General features: G+C 67.8%; 18 protein-coding genes. 16 read left to right on the top strand and 2 right to left on the bottom strand.

What is annotated here, in order from left to right; genetic code table 11:
* The first annotated feature begins 9 nt into the window (after window positions 1-9).
* The 13 genes from PMI14_RS08190 (at window position 10) to mnhG (ending at window position 13,687) form a co-directional block, all read left to right on the top strand.
* Window positions 10-894: a prephenate dehydrogenase gene (locus tag PMI14_RS08190; protein WP_007852590.1), complete on the top strand. Its 885-nt coding sequence runs from the start codon at window positions 10-12 to the stop codon at window positions 892-894.
* Window positions 894-2,945, top strand: coding sequence for a bifunctional 3-phosphoshikimate 1-carboxyvinyltransferase/cytidylate kinase (locus PMI14_RS08195; RefSeq protein WP_007852593.1), 2,052 nt, complete (start codon window positions 894-896; stop codon window positions 2,943-2,945). The genes PMI14_RS08190 and PMI14_RS08195 overlap by 1 nt, the downstream gene beginning before the upstream one ends.
* A gap of 196 nt (window positions 2,946-3,141) precedes the next feature.
* The gene (rpsA, locus tag PMI14_RS08200) at window positions 3,142-4,827 is read left to right on the top strand and encodes a 30S ribosomal protein S1 (protein ID WP_007852596.1); all 1,686 of its coding nucleotides are present in this window, start codon (window positions 3,142-3,144) and stop codon (window positions 4,825-4,827) included.
* An 81-nt stretch (window positions 4,828-4,908) separates the two neighbouring features.
* Complete coding sequence (locus tag PMI14_RS08205; protein ID WP_007852598.1) at window positions 4,909-5,259, top strand: integration host factor subunit beta; 351 nt, start codon at window positions 4,909-4,911, stop codon at window positions 5,257-5,259.
* A gap of 112 nt (window positions 5,260-5,371) precedes the next feature.
* Window positions 5,372-5,683, top strand: coding sequence for a lipopolysaccharide assembly LapA domain-containing protein (locus PMI14_RS08210; RefSeq protein ID WP_007852600.1), 312 nt, complete (start codon window positions 5,372-5,374; stop codon window positions 5,681-5,683).
* The gene (gene lapB, locus PMI14_RS08215) at window positions 5,673-6,827 is read left to right on the top strand and encodes a lipopolysaccharide assembly protein LapB (RefSeq protein ID WP_007852603.1); all 1,155 of its coding nucleotides are present in this window, start codon (window positions 5,673-5,675) and stop codon (window positions 6,825-6,827) included. The genes PMI14_RS08210 and lapB overlap by 11 nt, the downstream gene beginning before the upstream one ends.
* Window positions 6,828-6,895: 68 nt before the next feature.
* Window positions 6,896-7,330, top strand: coding sequence for a helix-hairpin-helix domain-containing protein (locus PMI14_RS08220; RefSeq protein WP_007852605.1), 435 nt, complete (start codon window positions 6,896-6,898; stop codon window positions 7,328-7,330).
* 146 nt (window positions 7,331-7,476) lie between these two features.
* Window positions 7,477-10,458 (top strand): monovalent cation/H+ antiporter subunit A, encoded by a 2,982-nt coding sequence (locus tag PMI14_RS08225; protein ID WP_007852608.1) that lies wholly within the window; start codon window positions 7,477-7,479, stop codon window positions 10,456-10,458.
* The gene (locus PMI14_RS08230) at window positions 10,458-10,823 is read left to right on the top strand and encodes a Na+/H+ antiporter subunit C (protein ID WP_007852609.1); all 366 of its coding nucleotides are present in this window, start codon (window positions 10,458-10,460) and stop codon (window positions 10,821-10,823) included. Before PMI14_RS08225 ends, PMI14_RS08230 begins: the two co-directional genes overlap by 1 nt.
* Window positions 10,823-12,541, top strand: coding sequence for a monovalent cation/H+ antiporter subunit D (locus PMI14_RS08235; RefSeq protein WP_007852610.1), 1,719 nt, complete (start codon window positions 10,823-10,825; stop codon window positions 12,539-12,541). The genes PMI14_RS08230 and PMI14_RS08235 overlap by 1 nt, the downstream gene beginning before the upstream one ends.
* The gene (locus PMI14_RS08240) at window positions 12,541-13,032 is read left to right on the top strand and encodes a Na+/H+ antiporter subunit E (RefSeq protein ID WP_035202848.1); all 492 of its coding nucleotides are present in this window, start codon (window positions 12,541-12,543) and stop codon (window positions 13,030-13,032) included. The genes PMI14_RS08235 and PMI14_RS08240 overlap by 1 nt, the downstream gene beginning before the upstream one ends.
* Window positions 13,029-13,313 carry a K+/H+ antiporter subunit F gene (locus PMI14_RS08245; RefSeq protein WP_007852614.1) on the top strand — a complete coding sequence of 95 codons (285 nt, stop codon included), beginning with the start codon at window positions 13,029-13,031 and terminating at the stop codon, window positions 13,311-13,313. Before PMI14_RS08240 ends, PMI14_RS08245 begins: the two co-directional genes overlap by 4 nt.
* Window positions 13,310-13,687: a monovalent cation/H(+) antiporter subunit G gene (gene mnhG / locus PMI14_RS08250; protein WP_007852617.1), complete on the top strand. Its 378-nt coding sequence runs from the start codon at window positions 13,310-13,312 to the stop codon at window positions 13,685-13,687. The genes PMI14_RS08245 and mnhG overlap by 4 nt, the downstream gene beginning before the upstream one ends.
* 11 nt (window positions 13,688-13,698) lie before the next feature.
* Here the strand turns inward: mnhG and PMI14_RS08255 are convergent, their stop codons facing one another.
* A complete protein-coding gene (locus PMI14_RS08255) occupies window positions 13,699-17,343 on the bottom strand; it encodes a hydantoinase B/oxoprolinase family protein (RefSeq protein ID WP_007852619.1) in 3,645 nt (1,214 codons plus the stop codon).
* A gap of 55 nt (window positions 17,344-17,398) precedes the next feature.
* Window positions 17,399-17,929, bottom strand: a complete 531-nt coding sequence (locus PMI14_RS08260; protein ID WP_007852621.1) for a winged helix DNA-binding protein — start codon at window positions 17,927-17,929, stop codon at window positions 17,399-17,401.
* 187 nt (window positions 17,930-18,116) lie between these two features.
* Here PMI14_RS08260 and PMI14_RS08265 point away from each other — a divergent pair, with 187 nt between their 5' ends.
* The 3 genes from PMI14_RS08265 to PMI14_RS08275 all read left to right on the top strand — a co-directional run bounded on the left by PMI14_RS08265 (window position 18,117) and on the right by PMI14_RS08275 (window position 21,045).
* Window positions 18,117-19,127, top strand: coding sequence for a TRAP transporter substrate-binding protein (locus tag PMI14_RS08265; protein ID WP_007852626.1), 1,011 nt, complete (start codon window positions 18,117-18,119; stop codon window positions 19,125-19,127).
* A gap of 2 nt (window positions 19,128-19,129) precedes the next feature.
* Window positions 19,130-19,666: a TRAP transporter small permease gene (locus tag PMI14_RS08270; protein ID WP_007852627.1), complete on the top strand. Its 537-nt coding sequence runs from the start codon at window positions 19,130-19,132 to the stop codon at window positions 19,664-19,666.
* A gap of 68 nt (window positions 19,667-19,734) precedes the next feature.
* On the top strand, window positions 19,735-21,045 hold the full coding sequence (locus PMI14_RS08275; protein ID WP_186458007.1) for a TRAP transporter large permease: 1,311 nt from the start codon (window positions 19,735-19,737) through the stop codon (window positions 21,043-21,045).
* The last annotated feature ends 160 nt before the right edge of the window (window positions 21,046-21,205 follow it).

Here is a 21,205-nt window from a genome sequence, read left to right on the forward strand (position 1 = left end):
AATCGCACCATGTTTGAACAATTGGGACTCATCGGCTGCGGCCTCATGGGCGGCTCCTTCGCCCTGGCGATGAAGAAGGCCGGCCTGGTCAAGCGCGTGGTGGGCTACAGCAAGTCGCCCTCCACCACCGACCGCGCCCGCCAGATGGGCGTGATCGACGTCGAAGCCCCCTCGGCCCTGCTGGCCGTGGCTGGCGCCGACATCGTGCTGGTGGCCGTGCCCGTGGCCGCCACCGAGGCCACGCTCAAGGCCATCCGCCACCTGGTCACGCCCAACATGCTGATCATGGACGTGGGCTCCACCAAGGCCGATGTGGTGCAGGCCGCGCGCCGCGCACTGCGCGACCAGGTGGGCTCCTTCGTGCCGGCCCACCCCATCACCGGCCGCGAGGTCTCGGGCGTGGAGCATGCCGATGCCGAGCTGTACTCCGGCCGCCAGGTCATCCTGACCCCGATCGAGCGCACCCTGACCACCCAGCTCAGCCAGGCCGAGACCGTATGGACCGCCCTGGGCTGCCGGGTGAGCAGCATGTCGCCCGAATCGCACGACGCGGCCTTTGCCGCCGTGAGCCACCTGCCCCACCTGCTGGCCTTTGCGATGATGAACAGCATCACCGGTCAAGCCAATGGCGACGACTTCCTGTCGCTGGCCGGCCCCGGTTTCCGCGACTTCACGCGCATCGCCGCCAGCGACCCCAAGGTCTGGCGCGACATCCTGCTGTCCAACCGCGAAGAGCTGCTGGCCCAGTCGCGCCTGTTCCAGCAAACGCTGCAGAACATCGAGCAGGCCATGCAGAAGAGCGATGCGCAGGCACTGGAAGACATGATCACCCTGGCCAGCGAGACCCGCGCGCACTGGCGCATGGGTGCGCAGCGCACGAGCAAGGGGCGTTGATGTTCAGCACCCCCTGGCTCGACCTGCCGGCCCTGGACGCCGCAGGCGGCGAAGTCCACCTGCCCGGCTCCAAGAGCATCTCCAACCGCGTGCTGCTGCTGGCGGCCCTGAGTGCCGGCACCACCACCGTGCACGACCTGCTGGCCTCGGACGACACCCGCGTCATGCTCGACGCCCTGCGCCAGATCGGCTGCACGGTGGACGAGGACGGCAGCACCACCGTGCGCATCACCGGCCTGGGCGGCGGCACACCGCGCTCGCCCGCCAAACTCTTCATGGGCAATGCCGGCACGGCCATGCGCCCGCTCACGGCCGCGCTGTCGCTGCTGGGCGGCGAGTTCGAGCTGTCGGGCGTGCCGCGCATGCACGAGCGCCCCATCGGCGACCTGGTGGATGCACTGCGCCAGCTCGGCTGCCAGGTCGAGTACCAGGGCAATGATGGCTACCCGCCTCTGCGCATTGCGCACGGCCAGGGCGTACCGCCCCTGGCGCTGGCCGCGCCCATCCGCGTGCGCGGCGATGTCTCCAGCCAGTTCCTCACGGCCCTGCTCATGGCGCTGCCCCTGGCCGCGCGCGGGCAGGCCATCGAGATCGAGGTCGTGGGCGAGCTGATCTCCAAGCCCTACATCGCCATCACCCTGCAGTTGCTGGCGCGCTTCGGCATCGCGGTCACGCACCAGGACTGGCAGCGCTTCACCATCCCCGCGGGTTGCCAGTACCGCTCGCCGGGCGAGATCCATGTCGAGGCCGATGCCTCCTCGGCCAGCTATTTCATCGCCCTGGGCGCGATTGCTGCAGGCCGCGAAGGCCTGCCCGAAGGCATCCGCATCCACGGTGTGGGGCTCGATTCCATCCAGGGCGACATCCGCTTCGTCGAGGCTGCGCGCGCCATGGGCGCTCAGGTCACGGGCGGCGCCAACTGGCTGCACATCCGCCGCGGCGAGCCCGGCCAGGGCTGGCCACTCAAGGCCATCGACCTCGATTGCAACCACATTCCTGACGCGGCCATGACCCTGGCCGTGATGGCGCTGTACGCCGAGGGCACCACCACGCTGACCAACATCGCCAGCTGGCGCGTGAAGGAGACCGACCGCATCGCCGCCATGGCCACCGAGCTGCGCAAGCTTGGCGCCACGGTGGAGGAAGGCGCCGACTTCATCCGCGTGACCCCGCCCGCGCAGCTGTCGGACTGGAAAGCCGCCAGCATCCACACCTACGACGACCACCGCGTGGCAATGTGCTTCTCGCTGGCCGCGTTCAACCCGGCCGGGCTGCCGGTGCGCATCGAAGACCCCAAGTGCGTGGCCAAGACCTTCCCGGACTACTTCGAGGCATTGTTCTCGGTGGCGCACGCCAGCACCGAGCGCATTCCGGTGATCTGCATCGACGGCCCCACGGCCTCGGGCAAGGGCACCGTGGCAGCGGCCGTGGCCCGTCGCCTGGGCTACCGCTTCCTCGACTCGGGCGCCATGTACCGCATCACGGCGCTGGCCGCCCTGCGCCAGGACCTGGCCATCGACGCCACCCACGAATCCCGCATTGCCGACATGGCCAAGACCCTGCCCGTGCACTTCGAGGGCGGGCGCGTGTTGCTGGGCAACGACGACGTGACCGACGCCATCCGCACCGAAGAGGCAGGCATGAACGCCTCGCGCGTGTCCTCCCTGCCCGCCGTGCGCGAGGCCCTGGTGGACCTGCAGCACAGCTTTCGGCGCCTGCCGGGCCTGGTGGCCGACGGGCGCGACATGGGCACGGTGATCTTCCCCGGGGCTCCGCTCAAGGTGTACCTGACGGCCAGCGCCGCCTGCCGTGCGGAGCGCCGGTATAAGCAGTTGATTTCAAAGGGATTTTCAGCTAACATAGCCGACCTTCGCGCAGACCTTGAGGCGCGCGATGCGCGGGACAGCTCCCGCAGCGTCGCTCCCTTGAAGCCCGCGCAGGACGCCCTGGTGCTGGACAACTCCGAATTGACGATTGATGAAGCCGTCGATCAGGTGCTTGCCTGGTGGCAGGAACGCCAGCCCTTTGCAGCCTTGGCCGCACAGGGCTGACTGACAGGGCCGCAAGGCGCTGCCAACCAGGGCGAAAGCCCTGCAAGGCCCCCACGGTACCGCTCGCTCACAAGCGCACGGGCTGTGTGGATCAACCACAACCTAACCCGCGGCTTTGCCGCAAAAAACCACCGCAAGCAGCTATAAAAACGGAAGCAATGGTGCTCCCGGAATCCTGTTTGTGGCAAGGAAACACATGTCCGAATCTTTTGCCGCCCTTTTTGAAGAATCCCTGCAGCGTACCGAAATGCGCCCAGGCGAAGTGATCACCGCCGAAGTCGTGCGCGTGGAACACAACTTCGTCGTGGTCAACGCCGGCCTCAAGTCCGAAGCCTACGTGCCGCTGGAAGAGTTCAAGAACGACAAGGGCGAAGTCGAAGTCCAAGTGGGTGACTTCGTGTCGGTGGCCATTGGCTCCATCGAAAACGGCTACGGCGACACCATCCTGTCGCGCGACACCGCCAAGCGCCTGGCTTCGTGGATGAGCCTGGAAAAGGCCCTGGAATCCGGCGAATTCGTCACCGGCACCACCAGCGGCAAGGTCAAGGGCGGCCTGACCGTTCTGGTCAACGGCATCCGCGCATTCCTGCCCGGTTCGCTGATCGACACGCGTCCGATCAAGGACCTGACGCCTTACGAAAACAAGACCCTGGAATTCAAGGTCATCAAGCTCGACCGCAAGCGCAACAACGTGGTGCTGAGCCGCCGTGCCGTGGTGGAAGCCTCCATGGGCGAAGAGCGCGCCAAGCTGATGGAAACCCTGAAGGAAGGCTCCATCGTTCAAGGCGTGGTCAAGAACATCACCGAATACGGTGCGTTCGTGGACCTGGGCGGCATCGACGGCCTGCTGCACATCACCGACATGGCATGGCGCCGCGTGCGTCACCCATCGGAAGTGGTGACGGCTGGCCAGGAAATCACGGCCAAGATCCTGAAGTTCGACACCGAGAAGAACCGTGTCTCGCTGGGTCTGAAGCAAATGGGCGACGACCCATGGATGGGCGTGAACCGCCGCTACCCCCAAGGTACGCGCCTGTTCGGCAAGATCACGAACATTGCCGACTACGGCGCGTTCGTCGAACTCGAACCCGGCATCGAAGGCCTGGTGCACGTTTCCGAAATGGACTGGACCAACAAGAACATCGCTCCCGCCAAGCTGGTTTCGCTGGGCGACGAAGTCGAAGTCATGGTTCTGGAAATCGACGAAGACAAGCGCCGCATCAGCCTGGGCATGAAGCAGTGCAAGGCCAACCCATGGCAAGAATTCGCACAGGACACGAAGCGCGGTGACCGCGTCAAGGGTCCGATCAAGTCGATCACCGACTTCGGCGTGTTCGTGGGCCTGGCTGCCGGCATCGACGGCCTGGTGCACCTGTCCGACCTCTCGTGGAACGAACCCGGCGAAGCCGCTGTTCGCAACTACAAGAAGGGCCAGGAAGTGGAAGCCATCGTGCTGGCCGTGGACGTGGACCGTGAACGCATCTCGCTGGGCATCAAGCAGCTCGACGGCGACCCATTCACGACCTTCGTGACCGTGAACGACAAGGGCCAGACGGTGACCGGCAAGGTCAAGACCGTGGACGCCCGGGGCGCTGAAATCGACCTCGGCGAAGACATCGTGGGCTACCTGCGCGCTTCGGAAATCTCCCGCGACCGCGTGGAAGATGCCCGCAACGTGCTCAAGGAAGGCGACGAAGTCACCGCTGTGGTGGTCAATGTGGATCGCAAGACCCGCAACATCCAGCTGTCGATCAAGCAAAAGGACATGGCCGACGAGCAAGGCGCGATGGCCAGCCTGAGCCAGCAATCGAGCCGCGAAAGCGCCGGTACGACCAGCCTGGGCGCCCTGCTGCGCGCCAAGCTGGACAACTCCGACAAGTGAGTGACGGCTTGACCTTCTGAAGGTCTCTGTCAGCGGGCGCCTCGTGCGCCCGCTTCTCTTTCTACCCGACATCCCGATACCATGACCCGCTCTGACCTTGTTGAAGAACTGGCCGCCCGTTTTGGCCAGCTCACCCACCGCGATGCCGAGTACGCCGTCAAGACCATTCTTGACGCCGTGGGCGACGCGCTGGTGCGTGGCCATCGCATTGAGATCCGGGGTTTCGGCAGTTTCTCGGTGAACCACCGCCCGCCCCGCATGGGCCGCAACCCGCGCAGCGGCGAGGCCGTGGCCATCCCCGAAAAGCGCGTGCCCCACTTCAAGCCAGGCAAGGCCTTGCGCGAAGCCGTGGACAAGCGCACGGCCGAGATGGAAGACGACGGTACGCCCACCCCGGCGGCTGCGGCCAAGGCCACGGGCACTGCGGGTTGACGCACTGCCGGGGCCGCGCGTCAACCAGGGCGTGCATTCCCCATGGGGGTGCGCACCATCCCAGGGACGGCACCACCAGCGCCTTAGAATCTCCCCACCACCGGGGAGCCCCATGAAATACCTCCTGTGGCTGCTCAAGGCAGCCATTTTTTTTACCCTCTTCGCGTTTGCGCTGAACAACCAGCAGGACGCCACCGTGCACTTCTTCTTCGGCACGCAGTGGCGCGCGCCGCTGGTGCTGGTCGTGCTCACGGCGTTCTCCGCCGGCCTCATCGTGGGCGTGCTGGGCATGGTGCCGCGCTGGTGGAAGCACCGCAGCGCAGCCCGCCAGGCCCTCAAGCAGGCGCCCCCCGCAACCCCCGCCAAGGCCGCCGTCCCGGCCGAAGCCGTACCTGCCGAGATGCCACCCATCCATGGAATTTGACCTCAGCTGGATCCTCCTGGGCCTGCCGCTGGCCTTCGTGCTCGGCTGGCTGGCATCGCGCTTCGACCTGCGCCAGCTGCGCGCCGAAAACCGCCGCGCGCCCAAGGCGTACTTCAAGGGCCTGAACTTCCTGCTCAACGAACAGCAGGACCAGGCCATCGATGCCTTCATCGAGGCCGTGCAGAACGACCCTGACACATCGGAGCTGCACTTTGCCCTCGGGAACCTGTTTCGCCGCCGCGGCGAATACGACCGGGCCGTGCGCGTGCACGAGCACCTGCTCTCGCGCGGCGACCTCAGCCGCACCGACCGCGAGCGCGCCCAGCATGCGCTGGCGCTCGACTTCCTCAAGGCCGGCCTGCTCGACCGCGCCGAAGACGCGCTCAACCGCCTGGAGGGCACGCCCTTCGAGGCCCAGGCCCGGCTGGCGCTGCTGGCCATCTACGAGCGCTCGCGCGACTGGCCCCACGCCACCACCATCGCGCGCAAGATGCACGATGCCGACCAGGGCGACTTCAGCACCCGCCAGGCGCACTACCTGTGCGAGCAGGCGGCGGCCCTCAGCGGCCAGGCCGACCATGCCGGCGCCCTGGCCCTGCTGGAGCAGGCCGTGGCCGCGGCCCCCGGCGCCGCGCGCGCGCGCATCGACATGGCGCGCCTGCAGCACCTGATGGGCCAGCCCGCCGCCGCGCTGGCCACCCTGAAGGCGCTGGGCGAGCACAACCCCGCCGCCCTGCCCCTGGCCGCACCGCTGATGGTCGAGGCGGCCGCCAGCACCGGGCAGACGGTGCAGGCCCAGGCCCTGCTGCAGGAGCACTATGACGGCGGGCCCTCGCTGGACGTGCTGGAGAGCCTGGTCGCCATCGACACCGCCCAGGGCGCCGCAGAAAGCGCCCGCCAGCGCTATGTGGACCACCTGGACAAGGAGAAATCCCTGGTCGCCGCCGCCAAGTGGCTGGCTGGCGAGAAGCTGGAGCACGAGTCCTTCCACCCGCAGGTGCAGCGCGCGCTGGACCACGCCGTCAAGCCGCTCACGCGCTACCGCTGCGCGGCCTGCGGCTTCGAGGCGCGCCAGCATTTCTGGCAGTGCCCGGGCTGCCAGACCTGGGACAGCTACCCCGCCCGCCGCGTCGAGGAACTCTGATCCCCCACGCACAGGGCAGGACCGATATGATGGCCGGCACCCAACAACACACCCAGGGAGTTGCATCCATGTCCATCTTCAAGAAGTTCCTGCTCATCGCTGCCCTGCTGTTTGCCGGCACCGTGTCGGCCGCCGTGGACGTGAACAAGGCCAGCGCGGCCGAGCTCGACGGCATCAAGGGCATCGGCCCGGCCATGTCCGAGAAGATCATCAACGAGCGCAAGAACAGCGAGTTCAAGGACTGGAACGACTTCATCGGCCGCGTGGGCGGCGTGGGCGAGAAGACAGCGGCCAAGTTCTCGGCCGAGGGCCTGACCGTCAATGGCAAGCGCTTCAGCGCCGCCGCCCAGGCCAAGGCCGACAAGAAGAAGAAAGAAGCAGAAGCCAAGGCCAGCAAGACGGCCGCCAAGGGCGAGGACAAGCCCGCGCGCCAGAAGAAGGACAAGGCCGCAGAGCCTGCTGCCGCCGCCCCGCAGGCGGCCGCCAGCGGCGCCAAGCAGTGAAGCCGGCCCGCCCTGCGGGCGCCCCCGCATGGCACGCAGCAGCCCGCTTCGGCGGGCTTTTTCATGGCCAGCCCCCGGCCATGCGGGAGCCCTCTCTCCAGACGCTGAAAAGGGACTTTGGGAGCACGCCCTAAAATCGTTCGGGCATGCCCCTGATCACCCTCATCCTTCTCCCCTTCATCGGCAGTCTTCTCGCGGCCGTCCTGCCCGCAAACGCCCGCAATACCGAGTCCACCCTGGCCGGGCTCATCGCCCTGTTCTGCACCGTGCAGGCCGCGCTGTACTTCCCCCAGATCGCCGGGGGCGAGGTGCTGCGCCAGGAGATCACCTGGCTGCCCGCGCTGGGACTGAACCTGGTGCTGCGCCTGGACGGCTTTGCCTGGATGTTCTGCATGCTGGTGCTGGGGGTGGGCTCGCTGGTGGTGCTGTATGCGCGCTACTACATGTCGGCGGCCGATCCGGTGCCGCGCTTCTTCTCGTTCTTCCTGGCCTTCATGGGCGCCATGGTGGGGGTGGTGCTCTCGGGCAACATCATCCAGATCGCGCTGTTCTGGGAGCTGACCAGCCTGTTCTCCTTCCTGCTGATCGGCTACTGGCACCACCGCAAGGATGCGCGGCGCGGCGCGCGCATGGCGCTCACCGTCACGGGCACGGGCGGGCTGTGCATGCTGGCCGGCATGCTGGTGCTGGGCCACATCGTGGGCAGCTACGACCTGGACCACGTGCTGGCCGCCAGCGCACTGATCCAGGCCCACCCGCTGTACCTCACGGCGCTGGTGCTGATCCTTTTGGGCGCGTTCACCAAGAGCGCCCAGTTCCCCTTCCACTTCTGGCTGCCCAATGCCATGGCGGCGCCCACGCCGGTGTCGGCCTATCTGCACTCGGCCACCATGGTCAAGGCCGGCGTCTTCCTGCTGGCGCGGCTGTGGCCGGCCCTGGCCGGCACGGAGCAGTGGTTCTGGCTGGTGGGCGGCGCGGGCCTGTGCACCTTGCTGGTCGGTGGCTATGCGGCCATGTTCCAGAACGACCTCAAGGGGCTGCTGGCCTACTCCACCATTTCGCACCTGGGCCTCATCACCCTGCTCCTGGGCCTGAACAGCCCGCTCGCGGCCGTGGCCGCCGTGTTCCACATCATGAACCACGCGACCTTCAAGGCCTCGCTGTTCATGGCCGCCGGCATCGTCGACCATGAGAGCGGCACGCGCGACATCCGGCGCCTGTCGGGCCTGGTGCGCATGATGCCCATCACCGGCACGCTGGCCATGGTGGCCAGCGCCGCCATGGCCGGCGTGCCACTGCTCAACGGCTTTTTGTCCAAGGAGATGTTCTTCGCCGAGACGGTGTTCGTGAACACCGTGCCCTGGCTCGAAACCTTGCTGCCCGTGGCGGCCACGGTGGCCGGCATCTTCAGCGTGGCCTATTCGCTGCGCTTCACGGTCGACGTGTTCTGGGGCCCGCCCGCCACCGACCTGCCCCACACCCCGCACGAGCCCCCGCACTGGATGCGCGTGCCGGTCGAGCTGCTGGTGCTGGCCTGCCTGGTGGTGGGCATGCTGCCGGCCTGGTCCGTGGGTGCCGTGCTGCAGGCCGCCGCACGCCCCGTGGTGGGGGGCGAATTGCCCACCTACAGCCTGGCGGTGTGGCACGGCTTCAACACCCCGTTCGTGATGAGCCTGGTGGCCCTGGCCGGCGGCATCGCGCTGTACCTGCTGCTGCGCTGGCTGCGCGCACGTGGCGCGCTCGATGCACCGCCGCTGATGCGCCACATCAATGGCAAACAGCTTTTCGAGGGGCTGCTGGCCTGGCTTTCGCTGGCCGGGCGCAAGGGCCGGAGCCTGCTGGGCACCGGACGCCTGCAGTGGCAGATGCTGTGGCTGGTGGCCGCGGCCCTGGTGGCCGGCACGCTGCCGCTGTGGGCCCGCGGCCTGCCCATCGGTGCGCGCGAGCAGCTGCCGCTGTCGCCGGCCTTCGCGGTGCTCTGGTTCCTGGGCTCGATGTGCGCCGTGGCCGCCGCCTGGCAAGCCAAGTACCACCGGCTGGCCGCGCTGACCCTGCTCGGCGGTGCGGGGCTGTGCACCTGCCTGACCTTCCTGTGGTTCTCGGCACCCGATCTGGCGCTCACGCAGATCGTGGTGGAAGTGGTGACCACCATCCTCATCCTGCTGGGCCTGCGCTGGCTGCCGCGGCGCGACGAAAGCCTGCGCGTGCCCACCCTGGCACAGGAGCGGCGCACGCAGCTGCGCCGCTACCGCGACATGACGCTGGCCCTGCTCTCGGGCGCCGGCATGGCGCTGCTGTCCTTCGCCATGATGAGCCGCCCCTTCCCCGAAAGCACCTCCACCTTCTTCCTGGAGCACGCGCTCACCGACGGTGGCGGCACCAACGTGGTCAACGTGATGCTGGTGGATTTCCGCGGCTTCGACACCTTCGGCGAGATCGTGGTGCTGGGCATCGTGGCGCTCACCGTGTATGCGCTGCTGCGGCGCTTCCGCCCGGCGCGCGAGGTGATGGACCTGCCGCCCCAGCAGCGCGCCGTGCCCGCCGACGTGGCCACCGACCTGGCCAACCCGCGCCAGACCACCGACACCGCCGTGGGCTACCTCATGGTGCCGGCCGTGCTGGTGCGCCTGCTGCTGCCGTTTGCGACCCTGGTGGCGGTGTACCTCTTCATGCGCGGGCACAACGAGCCCGGCGGCGGCTTCGTGGCGGGCCTGGTGTTCTCGGTGGCGCTGCTGCTGCAGTACATAGTCTCGGGCACCTCGTGGGTCGAAGCCCACCTGCCGCTGTACCCACGCCGCTGGATCGGCACCGGCCTCCTGATCGCCCTGGCCACGGGCCTCGGAGCGCTGTTCTGGGGCTACCCCTTCCTCACCAGCCACACGGCGCACCTGCACCTGCCGGTGGTGGGCGAGGTCCACGTGGCCAGTGCCCTGTTCTTCGACATCGGCGTGTTCACGCTGGTGGTGGGCTCCACCTTGCTGATCCTCACGGCCATTGCCCACCAATCGGTGCGCAGCCACCGCTTCAACGCCCGCGCCGCCGAGGAAGCGCAGGAGGAACAGGCCGCGGCCATGGCCGCACTGGCGGCATCCCCCCTGCAGAACAACAACACCCCAGGAGTTCGCTGATGGAACTGATACTCGCACTGGCCATCGGCATACTCACCGGCTCGGGCGTGTGGCTGCTGCTGCGCCCACGCACCTTCCAGGTCATCATGGGGCTGGCGCTGCTGTCCTACGCCGTGAACCTGTTCATCTTCAGCATGGGCCGCCTGGGCCTGGCCATCGACAAGGAACCGGTGTTGCAGCCCGGCCTGCCGCAGGACCTGGCCCACTACGCCGACCCCATGCCCCAGGCGCTCACGCTCACGGCCATCGTCATCGGCTTTGCCATGACGGCGCTGTTCCTGGTGGTGCTGCTGGCCTCGCGCGGCATGTCGGGCACCGACCACGTGGACGGCACGCACTCCCCCGACGCGCAGGAGACGCACTGATGGCCGAGTTGACTGCGCACGTCACGGCGCTGCTCATGCCCCACCTGATCCTGGCGCCGATCGCACTGCCCCTGCTCACGGCCGGCCTCATGCTGCTGCTGCGCGAGGAGCGCCAGCGCACCAAGGTGGCCATGAACCTGGTCTCCACCTTCCTCGGCCTCGTGATCGCCGTGCTGCTGCTGGTGCAGGCCAAGCAGCCCGGCGTGCAGACCAGCCTGGGGGTGTACCTGCCGGGCAACTGGCCGGCGCCGTTCGGCATCGTGCTCGCGCTCGACCGCCTCTCGGCCATGATGCTGGTGCTGGCCAGCACGGTGGCGCTGGCCACGGTGCTGTTCTCGGCCGCGCGCTGGCACCGCGCGGGGGTGCACTTCCATCCGCTGTTCCAGTTCCAGCTCATGGGCCTGGCGGGCGCCTTCCTCACGGCCGACCTGTTCAACCTGTTCGTGTTCTTCGAGATCATGCTGGCCGCCTCCTACGGCCTGCTGCTGCACGGCTCGGGCCGGCCGCGTGTGTCCGCCGGGCTGCACTACATCGCCATCAACCTCGCGGCCTCGTCGCTGTTTTTGATCGGTGTGTCCATGCTCTACGGCATCACCGGCACGCTGAACATGGCCGATCTGGCGCGCGGCATCGCCGGCATCGACCCGTCCGACCGGGGCTTGCTGCATGCGGCGGCGGGCATTCTGGCCGTGGCCTTCCTCATCAAGGCCGCCGTGTGGCCGCTCAACTTCTGGCTTGTGCCGGCGTACAGTGCCGCCACGGCGCCGGTGGGCGCGCTGTTCGCGCTCATGACCAAGGTCGGCGTCTACAGCATGCTGCGCCTGTGGACCCTGCTGTTCAGCAGCGAGGCGGGCGACTCGGCGCAGTTCGGCAGCCAGTGGATCGTGGGCGCAGGCCTGGTGACCATGGCCTTCGGAGCGGTGGGCATGCTGGGCTCGCAGCGCCTGGGGCACCTGGCGGGGTACGCGGCCATCCTGTCCTCGGGCACGTTGCTGGCGGCCATGGGCTTCGGGCAGACCCTGCTCACGGCCGGCCTGCTGTACTACTTGCTCGGGTCCACGCTGGCGGTAAGCGCCCTGTTCCTTTTGACCGACCTGATCGAGCGCTGGCGCAACGACGGCGCCAGCCTCGCACCGCACGAACAGACCGACGACGCGCCCTTCCTCACCGCCGACCTGGTGCACACGCAGGGCTTGAACCTGGACGAGAAGGAGGAGGTGCTGATCGGCCAGGTCATCCCCGCGGCCGTGGCCTTCCTGGGCCTGGCCTTCATGGCCTGCACCCTGGTGATCGCCGGGCTGCCGCCACTGCCTGGCTTCGTGGGCAAGTTCGCCATGGTCCATGCGCTGCTCAACCCGCTGGGCCTGGGGTCCTCGGGCGGCTTCGCGCTGGGCTCCGCGGGCTGGGCCCTGCTTGCGCTGATGGTGGCCACCGGCCTGCTGGCGCTGATCGCCCTCACGCGGGCCGGCATACGGCATTTCTGGGCCTCGCACGACCGCGCCTCGCCCAAGCTGCTGGTGCTCGAAGGCCTGCCCATCGCCATGCTGCTGGTGGCTTGCGCACTGCTGACCTGGCAGGCCGGCGCCGTGATGCGCTACACCCAGGCCACGGCCGATGCGCTGCACGCGCCCGGCACCTACGTGCGCGCCGTGATGTCCGCCATGCCCGTGGCCAACCCACCCGGCACCACCCCTGGCGCCAACGGAAGGCCGCAATGATGATCAAGCGCATCGTCCCGGCCCCCCTGCTGTCGCTGGCGCTTCTCGGCCTGTGGCTGCTGCTCAACCGCTCGCTCAGCGCCGGCCACATCGTGCTGGGCAGCCTGCTGGCGCTCGCCATCCCGTTGCTCACGGCCGGCCTGCGCCCCCTGCCGGTGCGCATCCGCGCGCCGGGCGCGGTGCTGCGCCTGGCGCTGACCGTGATGGCCGACACCGTGCAATCGAACATCGCCGTGGCGCGCCTGCTGCTGTCGCCCCACCGCAGGCGCCACCCCTCGGGCTTCGTGCAGATTCCGCTGGAGCTGCGCGATGCCAACGCCCTGGCGGTGCTGGCCGTCATCGTCTGCATCGCCCCGGGCACGGCCTGGGCCGAGCTCTCGGTGGACCGCAGCATGCTGATGCTGCACGTGCTGGAGGTGGACGATGCCCAGGCGATCGCGGCGCTGATCAAGCAGCGTTACGAGCGCCCCCTGATGGAGATCTTTGAATGACGACCACTCCCATCCTCGCCTGGGCCCTGCCTGCGGCCCTGTTCATGCTGGTGCTGGCCATGGGCTGTGCGCTGGTGCGCCTGCTCAAGGGCCCGTCGGCACAGGACCGCGTGCTGGCGCTCGACTGCATGTACCTCAACGGCATGCTGGCCATGCTGGTGCTGGGCCTGCTGTACGGCAGCAAGAACTACTTCGAGGCGGCACTGCTGCTGGCGCTGTTCAGCTTCGTGGGGTCCATGGCCATGGCCAAGTTCCTGCTGCGCGGCGAGGTGATCGAATGAACGAGGTCGCAAGCACCCTGCCCCTGTGGCTGGAGATCGTGGTGGCCGCCCTGGTGCTGCTGGGCGCCGGCATGGCCCTGCTCGGCGCCACCGGCCTGCTGCGCCTGCCGACCTTCTTCGAGCGCCTGCATGCGCCGTCCATCGCGGCCACCATGGGCTGCTGGTGCATCATGCATGCCACGGTGATCTACTTCTCGGTCGCCGATGGCAGCCTGGCGCTGCATGCGCTGTTGATCGCCGGCTTCGTGGCCGTCACGGTGCCGGTGACCTCCATCTTCCTGATGCGCGCCGCCCTCTTCCGGGCCCGCCAGGCTGGGCAGGACGTGCCGCCCAGCCTGAGCAGCGTCACGCCTGCAGGCCGCAAGGACCTGTAGGTCCCTGCAGGTCAGCCCGGGGTTCCGAAGCCCCCGCCCCCGGGCGTATGGATCTCGAACACATCGCCCGGCTGCATCTGCGCCTGGCCGATGTGGTCAAGCGCCTCCACCTTGCCATTGGCACGCACCACCTTGTTGAGGCCCACCGCCCCCGCGGAACCGCCGGCCATGCCGAAGGCGCCGTGGTGGCGGCCGTTGGAGAGGATGCTGGCCGTCATGGGCTCGAGGAAGCGCACGCGGCGCACGCCGCCATCGCCACCCGCCCAGCGGCCCGCACCACCCGAGCCCTTGCGGATCTCGTAGCCTTCCAGACGCACCGGGAAGCGGAACTCCAGCACCTCGGGGTCGGTGAGGCGCGAATTGGTCATGTGGCACTGCACCACGCTCGTGCCCGCAAAGCCGTCCACCAGCGCACCCGAGGCATCCCACACGCCGCCGGCGCCACTGCCGCCCGAGATGGTCTCGTAGTACTGGTAGCGCTCGCTGCCGAAGGTGAAGTTGTTCATGGTGCACTGCCCCGCCGCCATCAGCCCCAGCGCGCCATAGATCGCATTCGTGATGCAGGTCGAGGTCTCCACGTTGCCCGCCACCACCGAGGCCGGCGGGTTCGGGTTGAGCATGGAGCCCGGCGGAATGATGACCTTGAGCGGCTTCAGGCAGCCCGCGTTGAGCGGGATGTCGTCCTGCACCAGGGTGCGGAACACGTAGAGCACGGCGGCCATGCACACCGCCGTGGGGGCGTTGAAGTTGTGCGTCTGCTGCGCGCTGGTGCCGGTGAAATCGATCTCGGCGCTGCGGCTTTTCGCATCCACGCGCACGGCCACGCTGATCTGCGAGCCGTTGTCCAGCGGCAGGGTGAACTGGCCGTCCTTGAGGCGGGTGATCACGCGGCGCACCGACTCCTCGGCGTTGTCCTGCACGTGGCGCATGTAGGCCTGCACGACGTCGAGGCCGAACTCGCCGACCATGCGGCGCAGTTCCTGCTGGCCCTTTTCGTTGGCCGCGATCTGGGCGCGCAGGTCGGCCATGTTCTGCTGCGGGTTGCGCGAGGGGTACTCGCCGCTTTCCAGCAAGGCGATCATCTCCGCCTCGCGCAGCACGCCGCGCTCGACCAGCTTCACGTTGTTGATCTGCACGCCCTCTTCCTCGATGCGCGTGGAGAACGGCGGCATGGAGCCCGGCGTGATGCCGCCCACATCCGCATGGTGGCCGCGGCTGCCCACGTAGAAGGTGGGCTCGGCTTCCTCGCCGATGTAGACCGGCGTGATCACCGTGATGTCGGGCAGGTGCGTGCCGCCGTGGTAGGGGTCGTTGAGCACGAACACGTCGCCCGGCTGCATGCGGCCGGCGTTGTCGCGGATCACGGTCTTGATGCTCTCGCCCATGGAACCCAGGTGCACCGGCATGTGCGGCGCGTTGGCGATCAGGTTGCCCGCCGTGTCGAACAGCGCGCAGCTGAAATCCAGGCGCTCCTTGATGTTCACCGAGTAGGCCGTGTTCTGCAGTTGCAGGCCCATCTGCTCGGCAATGTTCATGAACAGGTTGTTGAACACTTCGAGCAGCACCGGGTCCACCGTGGTGCCCACGGCATGCTGCACGGCACGCGCCACGCGGCGCTCGAGCAGCAGGTGGTCGAGGTCGGTGAGCTGCGCCTCCCAGCCGGGCTCGACGATGGTGGTGGCGTTCTTCTCGGCGATGATGGCCGGGCCCGGGATCACGTCGCCGGGGCGCAGGTCCTCGCGCACCACCAGGGCCGCGTCGTGCCAGGCGGGCACGCCGTCGGTGCCGCCGGTGTAAATGCGCACCGTGCTGCGGCGCGGCACCTCGCGCGCGGCCTGCAGGGCTTGGCGCGGCTCCACGGGCGCATCGCCGGCCACCACGGCCTCGACCGAGACGGCCTCGACCACCAGGCCCTTGCCCTGCATGAGGAAGGCGAAGCGCTGGCGGTAAGCCGACTCGAATGCCGCCGTGATGGCCCCGATGGCGCCGAACGGAACGATGAGGGCGCTATCGCTGCCCTCGTAGCGCACATGCACGCGCCGGTGCACCGTGGCGGTGCCATCGCCGGCCTGCTGCTCCAGTTCGGCGCGCGCGGCGGTCGCCAGGCGCTCCAGCACGGACTCGATCTCGGCCAGCGCCTCAGGCGCGAGCCTGCGCTCCACCGCCTGTTCACGGATCACGTTCTGGTCCGCCAGGCCCATGCCATAGGCGCTGAGCACGCCCGCCAGCGGATGCACGAAGACGCGCGTCATGCCCAACGCGTCGGCCACCAGGCAGGCATGCTGGCCGCCCGCACCGCCAAAGCACTGCAGGGTGTAACGCGTCACGTCGTAGCCGCGCGCCACCGAGATCTTCTTGATGGCATTGGCCATCTGCTGCACGGCAATCTGGATGAAGCCGTGGGCCACGTCCTCGCCCGCACGGCCGGTCTGCTGCGACAGGTCGGCAAACTTCTGCGCCACGGCATCGCCGTCGAGCGCCTCGTTGGCGCCATGGCCGAACACGCGCGGGAAGTGTGCGGGCTGGATCTTGCCGACCATCACGTTGGCATCGGTCACGGCCAGCGGGCCATCGCGGCGGTAGCTGGCCGGGCCGGGGTTGGCGCCGGCGCTCTCGGGCCCGACGCGAAAGCGCGCGCCGTCGAAGCCGAGGATGGAGCCCCCGCCCGCGGCCACGGTATGGATGCTCATCATCGGCGCGCGCATGCGCACGCCCGCCACCTGGGTCTCGAACTCGCGCTCGAACTCGCCCGCATAGTGGCTCACGTCGGTCGACGTGCCGCCCATGTCGAAACCGATCACGCGCTGGTGACCTGCCAGGCCCGCCGTGCGCGCCATGCCCACGATTCCGCCGGCCGGGCCGGACAGGATCGCGTCCTTGCCCTGGAAGGCATGGGCGTCCGTCAGCCCGCCAGAGGATTGCATGAAGTACAGCGGCACGCCCGGCATCTCGCTGGCCACCTGCTCCACGTAGCGGCGCAGGATGGGCGAAAGGTAGGCATCGACCACCGTGGTGTCGCCGCGGCTCACCAGCTTCATCATGGGACTGGTGGCATGCGATGCGCTGACCTGCGTGAAGCCGGCCTCGCGGGCGATGCGGGCAGCTGCTTCTTCGTGCGCGGTGTAGCGGTAGCCGTGCATGAAGACCACGGCCGCACTGCGCAGGCCGGCGTCGTAGGCGGCCCACAGACGCTCCTTGAGGTGCGCCTCGTCCAGCGCCTCGATCACCTCGCCGTGCGCGCCCATGCGCTCCTGCGCCTCGATCACGCGGCTGTAGAGCAGCTCGGGCAGCACGATGTGCCGGTCGAACAGGCGCGGCCGGTTCTGGTAGGCGATGCGCAACGCATCGCGAAAGCCCTTGGTGGTGATCAAGAGCGTGGGCTCGCCCTTGCGTTCCAGCAGCGCATTGGTGGCCACGGTGGTGCCCATCTTCACGCACTCCACTGCCTCGGGTGTCACCGGCTCGCCGGCCTTCAAGCCCAGCAGGTGGCGGATGCCGGCCACAGCCGCGTCCTTGTACTGCTCGGGGTTCTCGGACAGCAGCTTGTGCGTGACCAGCGTGCCGTCGGGCCGCTTGCCGACCACGTCGGTGAAGGTGCCTCCCCGGTCGATCCAGAATTGCCAGCGTGCGGGGTGGGTGGAGGCAGAAGAAGCCATCGTCATGAAATCGGTAGGTAAAAGGGAGGGGACCCGCGGACGGTGCTGCCGCAAATCAAAGGGAGGCCGCCGAACGCGCCGCCTGGTCGTACATGCCCGAGAGCACACGCAGCAAGCGGGCCAGTTCGCCGATGTCGCGGTTCAGGGCATCGTCGGCATGCAGCGCGTCGATCAGGCAGCGCTCGCGAATCTCTCGGTAGCGCTGCACATAGGCGCGTCCCACATCGGTGGCCGCGTAGGTCACTTCCTTGCCATTCTTCTGGGACGCCACCACGCCCAGGTTCTGCAGCTTTTTGAGGGCGTAATTCACCAGGTGCGTGTCTTCCACGTTCATGATGAAGCAGATGTCTGCCAGGCGCTTGTCGCGCGCCCGGTGCGTCACGTGGTGCAGCACCACCACATCGAGCGGCGTGAGGTCCTTGAGGCCCGCCGCCGACATGCAGTGCACCACCCAGCGGTGGAAGGCATTGCCCGCGACGATGAGGCCGAACTCGAACTCGCTCATCTCCGCGCTCTGCGCCGACACCAGGTGCGCGGAGGACACGATGGGCCCGGAATCGCGCTTGGCACTGGCCGCAGATTTCATGGGGGTCGCCTTTGCAAGGAATCGGAAAAGACTGGCACGGGATATGCATGGGCATTGTAGGCAAGTCACCAATGATTTGTTGGCAATTTGTCAACGTTCAGGCAAAACACCTATGCGGTAACGAGTTGTTTTCGATACAGTCGCCTGACTTCCCCCACCCACGTCCCTTCCACTTGCGGAGCACTCCATGAAGCGTCGAATCCTCCCCGTCACTGCGCTCGGCCTGGCACTGGCCTTCGGCTTCACCGCCACCTCCGCCGTGGCCCAGGCCAAATGGGACCTGGCAGCAGCCTACCCGGTCAGCAATTTCCACACCGAAACCCTGATGCAGTTTGCCAAGGACGTGGACACCGCGACCGCAGGCAAGCTCAAGATCACCGTGCACGCCAACGCCTCGCTGTTCAAGGCCAACGAGATCAAGCGCGCCGTGCAGGGCGGCCAGGCCCCGGCCGGCGAGGTGCTGCTGGGCAACTTCGAGAACGAGAACCCGCTCTACGGCGTGGACGGCATCCCCTTCGTGGCCACCTCGTACGCCGACTCCAAGCGTTTGTACGACGCGCAAAAGCCCTACCTCGACAAGCTGCTGGGCACCCAGGGCATGAAGCTGCTGTACGCAGTGGCCTGGCCGCCGCAGGGCATCTACGCCAAGAAGGAACTGGGCTCCGTCGCCGACCTGCGCGGCATCAAGTGGCGCGCCTACAGCCCCGCCACGGCCAAGATCGCCGAACTGATCGGTGCCCAGCCCGTGACCATCCAGGCGGCCGAACTGTCGCAGGCCCTGGCCACCGGCGTGGTGGAAGCCACCATGACCTCCGGCTCCACCGGCTACGACAGCAAGATCTACGAAAGCATCAAGCTCTTCCACGACACCCAGGCCTGGCTGCCCAAGAACGCCGTCATCGTGAACAAGAAGGCCTTCGACGCGCTGGACAAGCCCACGCAGGATGCGCTGCTCAAGGCCTCGGCCGATGCCGAATCGCGCGGCTGGAAGCTCAGCGAGGAAAAGACCGAGTGGTACAAGAAGGCACTGGTCGAGAAGGGCATGAAGATCGTCACGCCCGCCCCCAAGCTGATGGCCGACATGCGCCAGGTAGGCGAGATCATGCTGGCCGACTGGACCAAGAAGGCCGGCCCCGATGGTGAAGCCATCATCGCCGCCTACCGCAAGAGCGCGCCGGCCACGCCGGCCAAGAAGTGACGATGCTGCGCCGCTGGCTCGACCGCATCTACCTGGCCGCCGGCGCCCTGGGCGCCGGTTTCATCGTGCTGATCTGCGTGCTCATGGTGGCGCAGAGCATCATGCGCGAACTGGGCCTGCGCACGGGCGCCATCAACGACATCGTGGCCTGGTTCTGCGCGGCCGCCGCCTTCCTGGCCATGGCCCATGCCTTCAAGCACGGAGACTTCGTGCGCGTGACGCTGCTGCTGGAAAAGCTGCCGCCCCGGCGCTGCCGCCAGCTCGAGGTGGTGGCGCTGGCCATCGGCTCCGTGGCCGTGGGCTACCTCATGTGGGCGGCCTGCAGCTACACCTATGAGAGCTGGGAGTTCAACGACATCGCGCAGGGCCTGCTGCCCATGCCGCTGTGGATTCCGCAGCTGAGCTTTGCGCTCGGCTCCATCCTGCTGTGGGTGGCCGTGGTCGATGAATTCATCATCGTGCTGCGCGGCGGCGTGCCGACCTTCGTGCGTGCCGTCGAAGAACGCCACGCCAAGGGCGACTTCTCTTCCGACATCTGACCCGTCACTCCCAATAACAACAGGTCGCCTGCCCCGTTGCGGGGACAGGGGCCACAAGAAAGCACGACATGGATATTCTGATGGTGGGCGGCGTCCTGCTGCTGCTGATGCTGGTGCTGCTGTCCGGCGGTGTCTGGATCGCGATGACCCTGGCGATCTGCGGCTGGGTGGGCCAGGCCTTCTTCACCTCCACGCAGCCGGCCAAGAACCTGTTCTCGGCCTTCTGGGAGAGCAATGCCAGCTGGGAGCTGGCGGCCCTGCCGCTGTTCATCTGGATGGGCGAGATCCTGTTTCGCACCAAGCTGTCCGAAGAGATGTTCGAGGGCCTGCGCCCCTGGCTCAACCGCGTGCCCGGCCGGCTGATGCACACCACCATCCTGGGCTGCGGCATCTTCGGCTCGGTCTCGGGCTCGTCGGCCGCCACCTGCGCCACCATCAGCAAGGTGGCGCTGCCCGAGCTCATGAAGCGCGGCTACGACGAGAAGCTGGCCCTGGGCGCGCTGGCCACGGCCGGCACGCTCGGTATCCTGATCCCGCCGTCCATCACCATGGTGGTGTATGCGGTGGCGGCCGATGCCTCCATCATCCGCATCTTCCTGGCGGGCTTTCTGCCGGGCATCCTGCTGATGCTGCTGTTCTCGGGCTACATCGGCTGGTGGAGCCTGCGCAACCCCGACAAGGTGCCCGCGGCCGACCCGCCCTCGACCCTGCGCGAGAAGATCCGCAAGTCGGGCAACCTGATCCCCGTGGGCGTGCTCATCGTGTTCATCGTCGCGGTACTGGTCACCGGCTATGCCACGGCCACCGAATGCGCGGCCTTCGGCGTGCTGGGTTCGCTGGGCCTGGCGCTGTGGAGCCGCTCGCTGACCTGGCAGAACTTCAAGGACGGGCTGATGGGCACCACGCGCACCAGCTGCATGATCATGTTCATCCTGGCGGGGGCGGCCTTCCTGACCAAGACCATGGCCTTCACCGGCATCCCGCGCGAGCTGGCCGAGTGGGTGAACGCCATGCACCTGTCGCCGTTCGCGCTGATCAGCGTGCTGGTGGTGGTCTACCTGGTGCTCGGCACCGCGCTCGACGGCATCAGCATGATCGTGCTCACCAGCGCCGTGGTGCTGCCCATGATCCAGCAAGCCGGGTTCGATCTGATCTGGTTCGGCATCTTCATCGTGCTGCTGGTCGAGATCGCCGAGGTCACGCCGCCCGTGGGCTTCAACCTCTTCGTGCTGCAGAACATGACCGGCAAGGACAGCAACACCATCGCGCGTGCCGCCATTCCGTTCTTTCTGTGCCTGGTGGTGTGCATCGCCATCATCACCCTCTTTCCGCAGATCGTGACCATCCTGCCCGACCTGGTCATGGGCAAAGAGAAATAGACTACCCCCTGAGGCGCTTAGCGCCACGGCGCGTCCGCCAGAGGCGGCCGCCCTTCGTTGCCGTCCAAGCCTGCGCAGGCAGGCTTGGAGCCGCGGCACTCAGCCCCCTCTCCCACCTCGCTGCGCGAGTCGGGAGGGGGACGCTCCCAGCGCGGCGGGG

Origin of the sequence: Acidovorax sp. CF316, from assembly GCF_000276605.1 — a bacterium.
Lineage (GTDB): Bacteria > Pseudomonadota > Gammaproteobacteria > Burkholderiales > Burkholderiaceae_C > Acidovorax.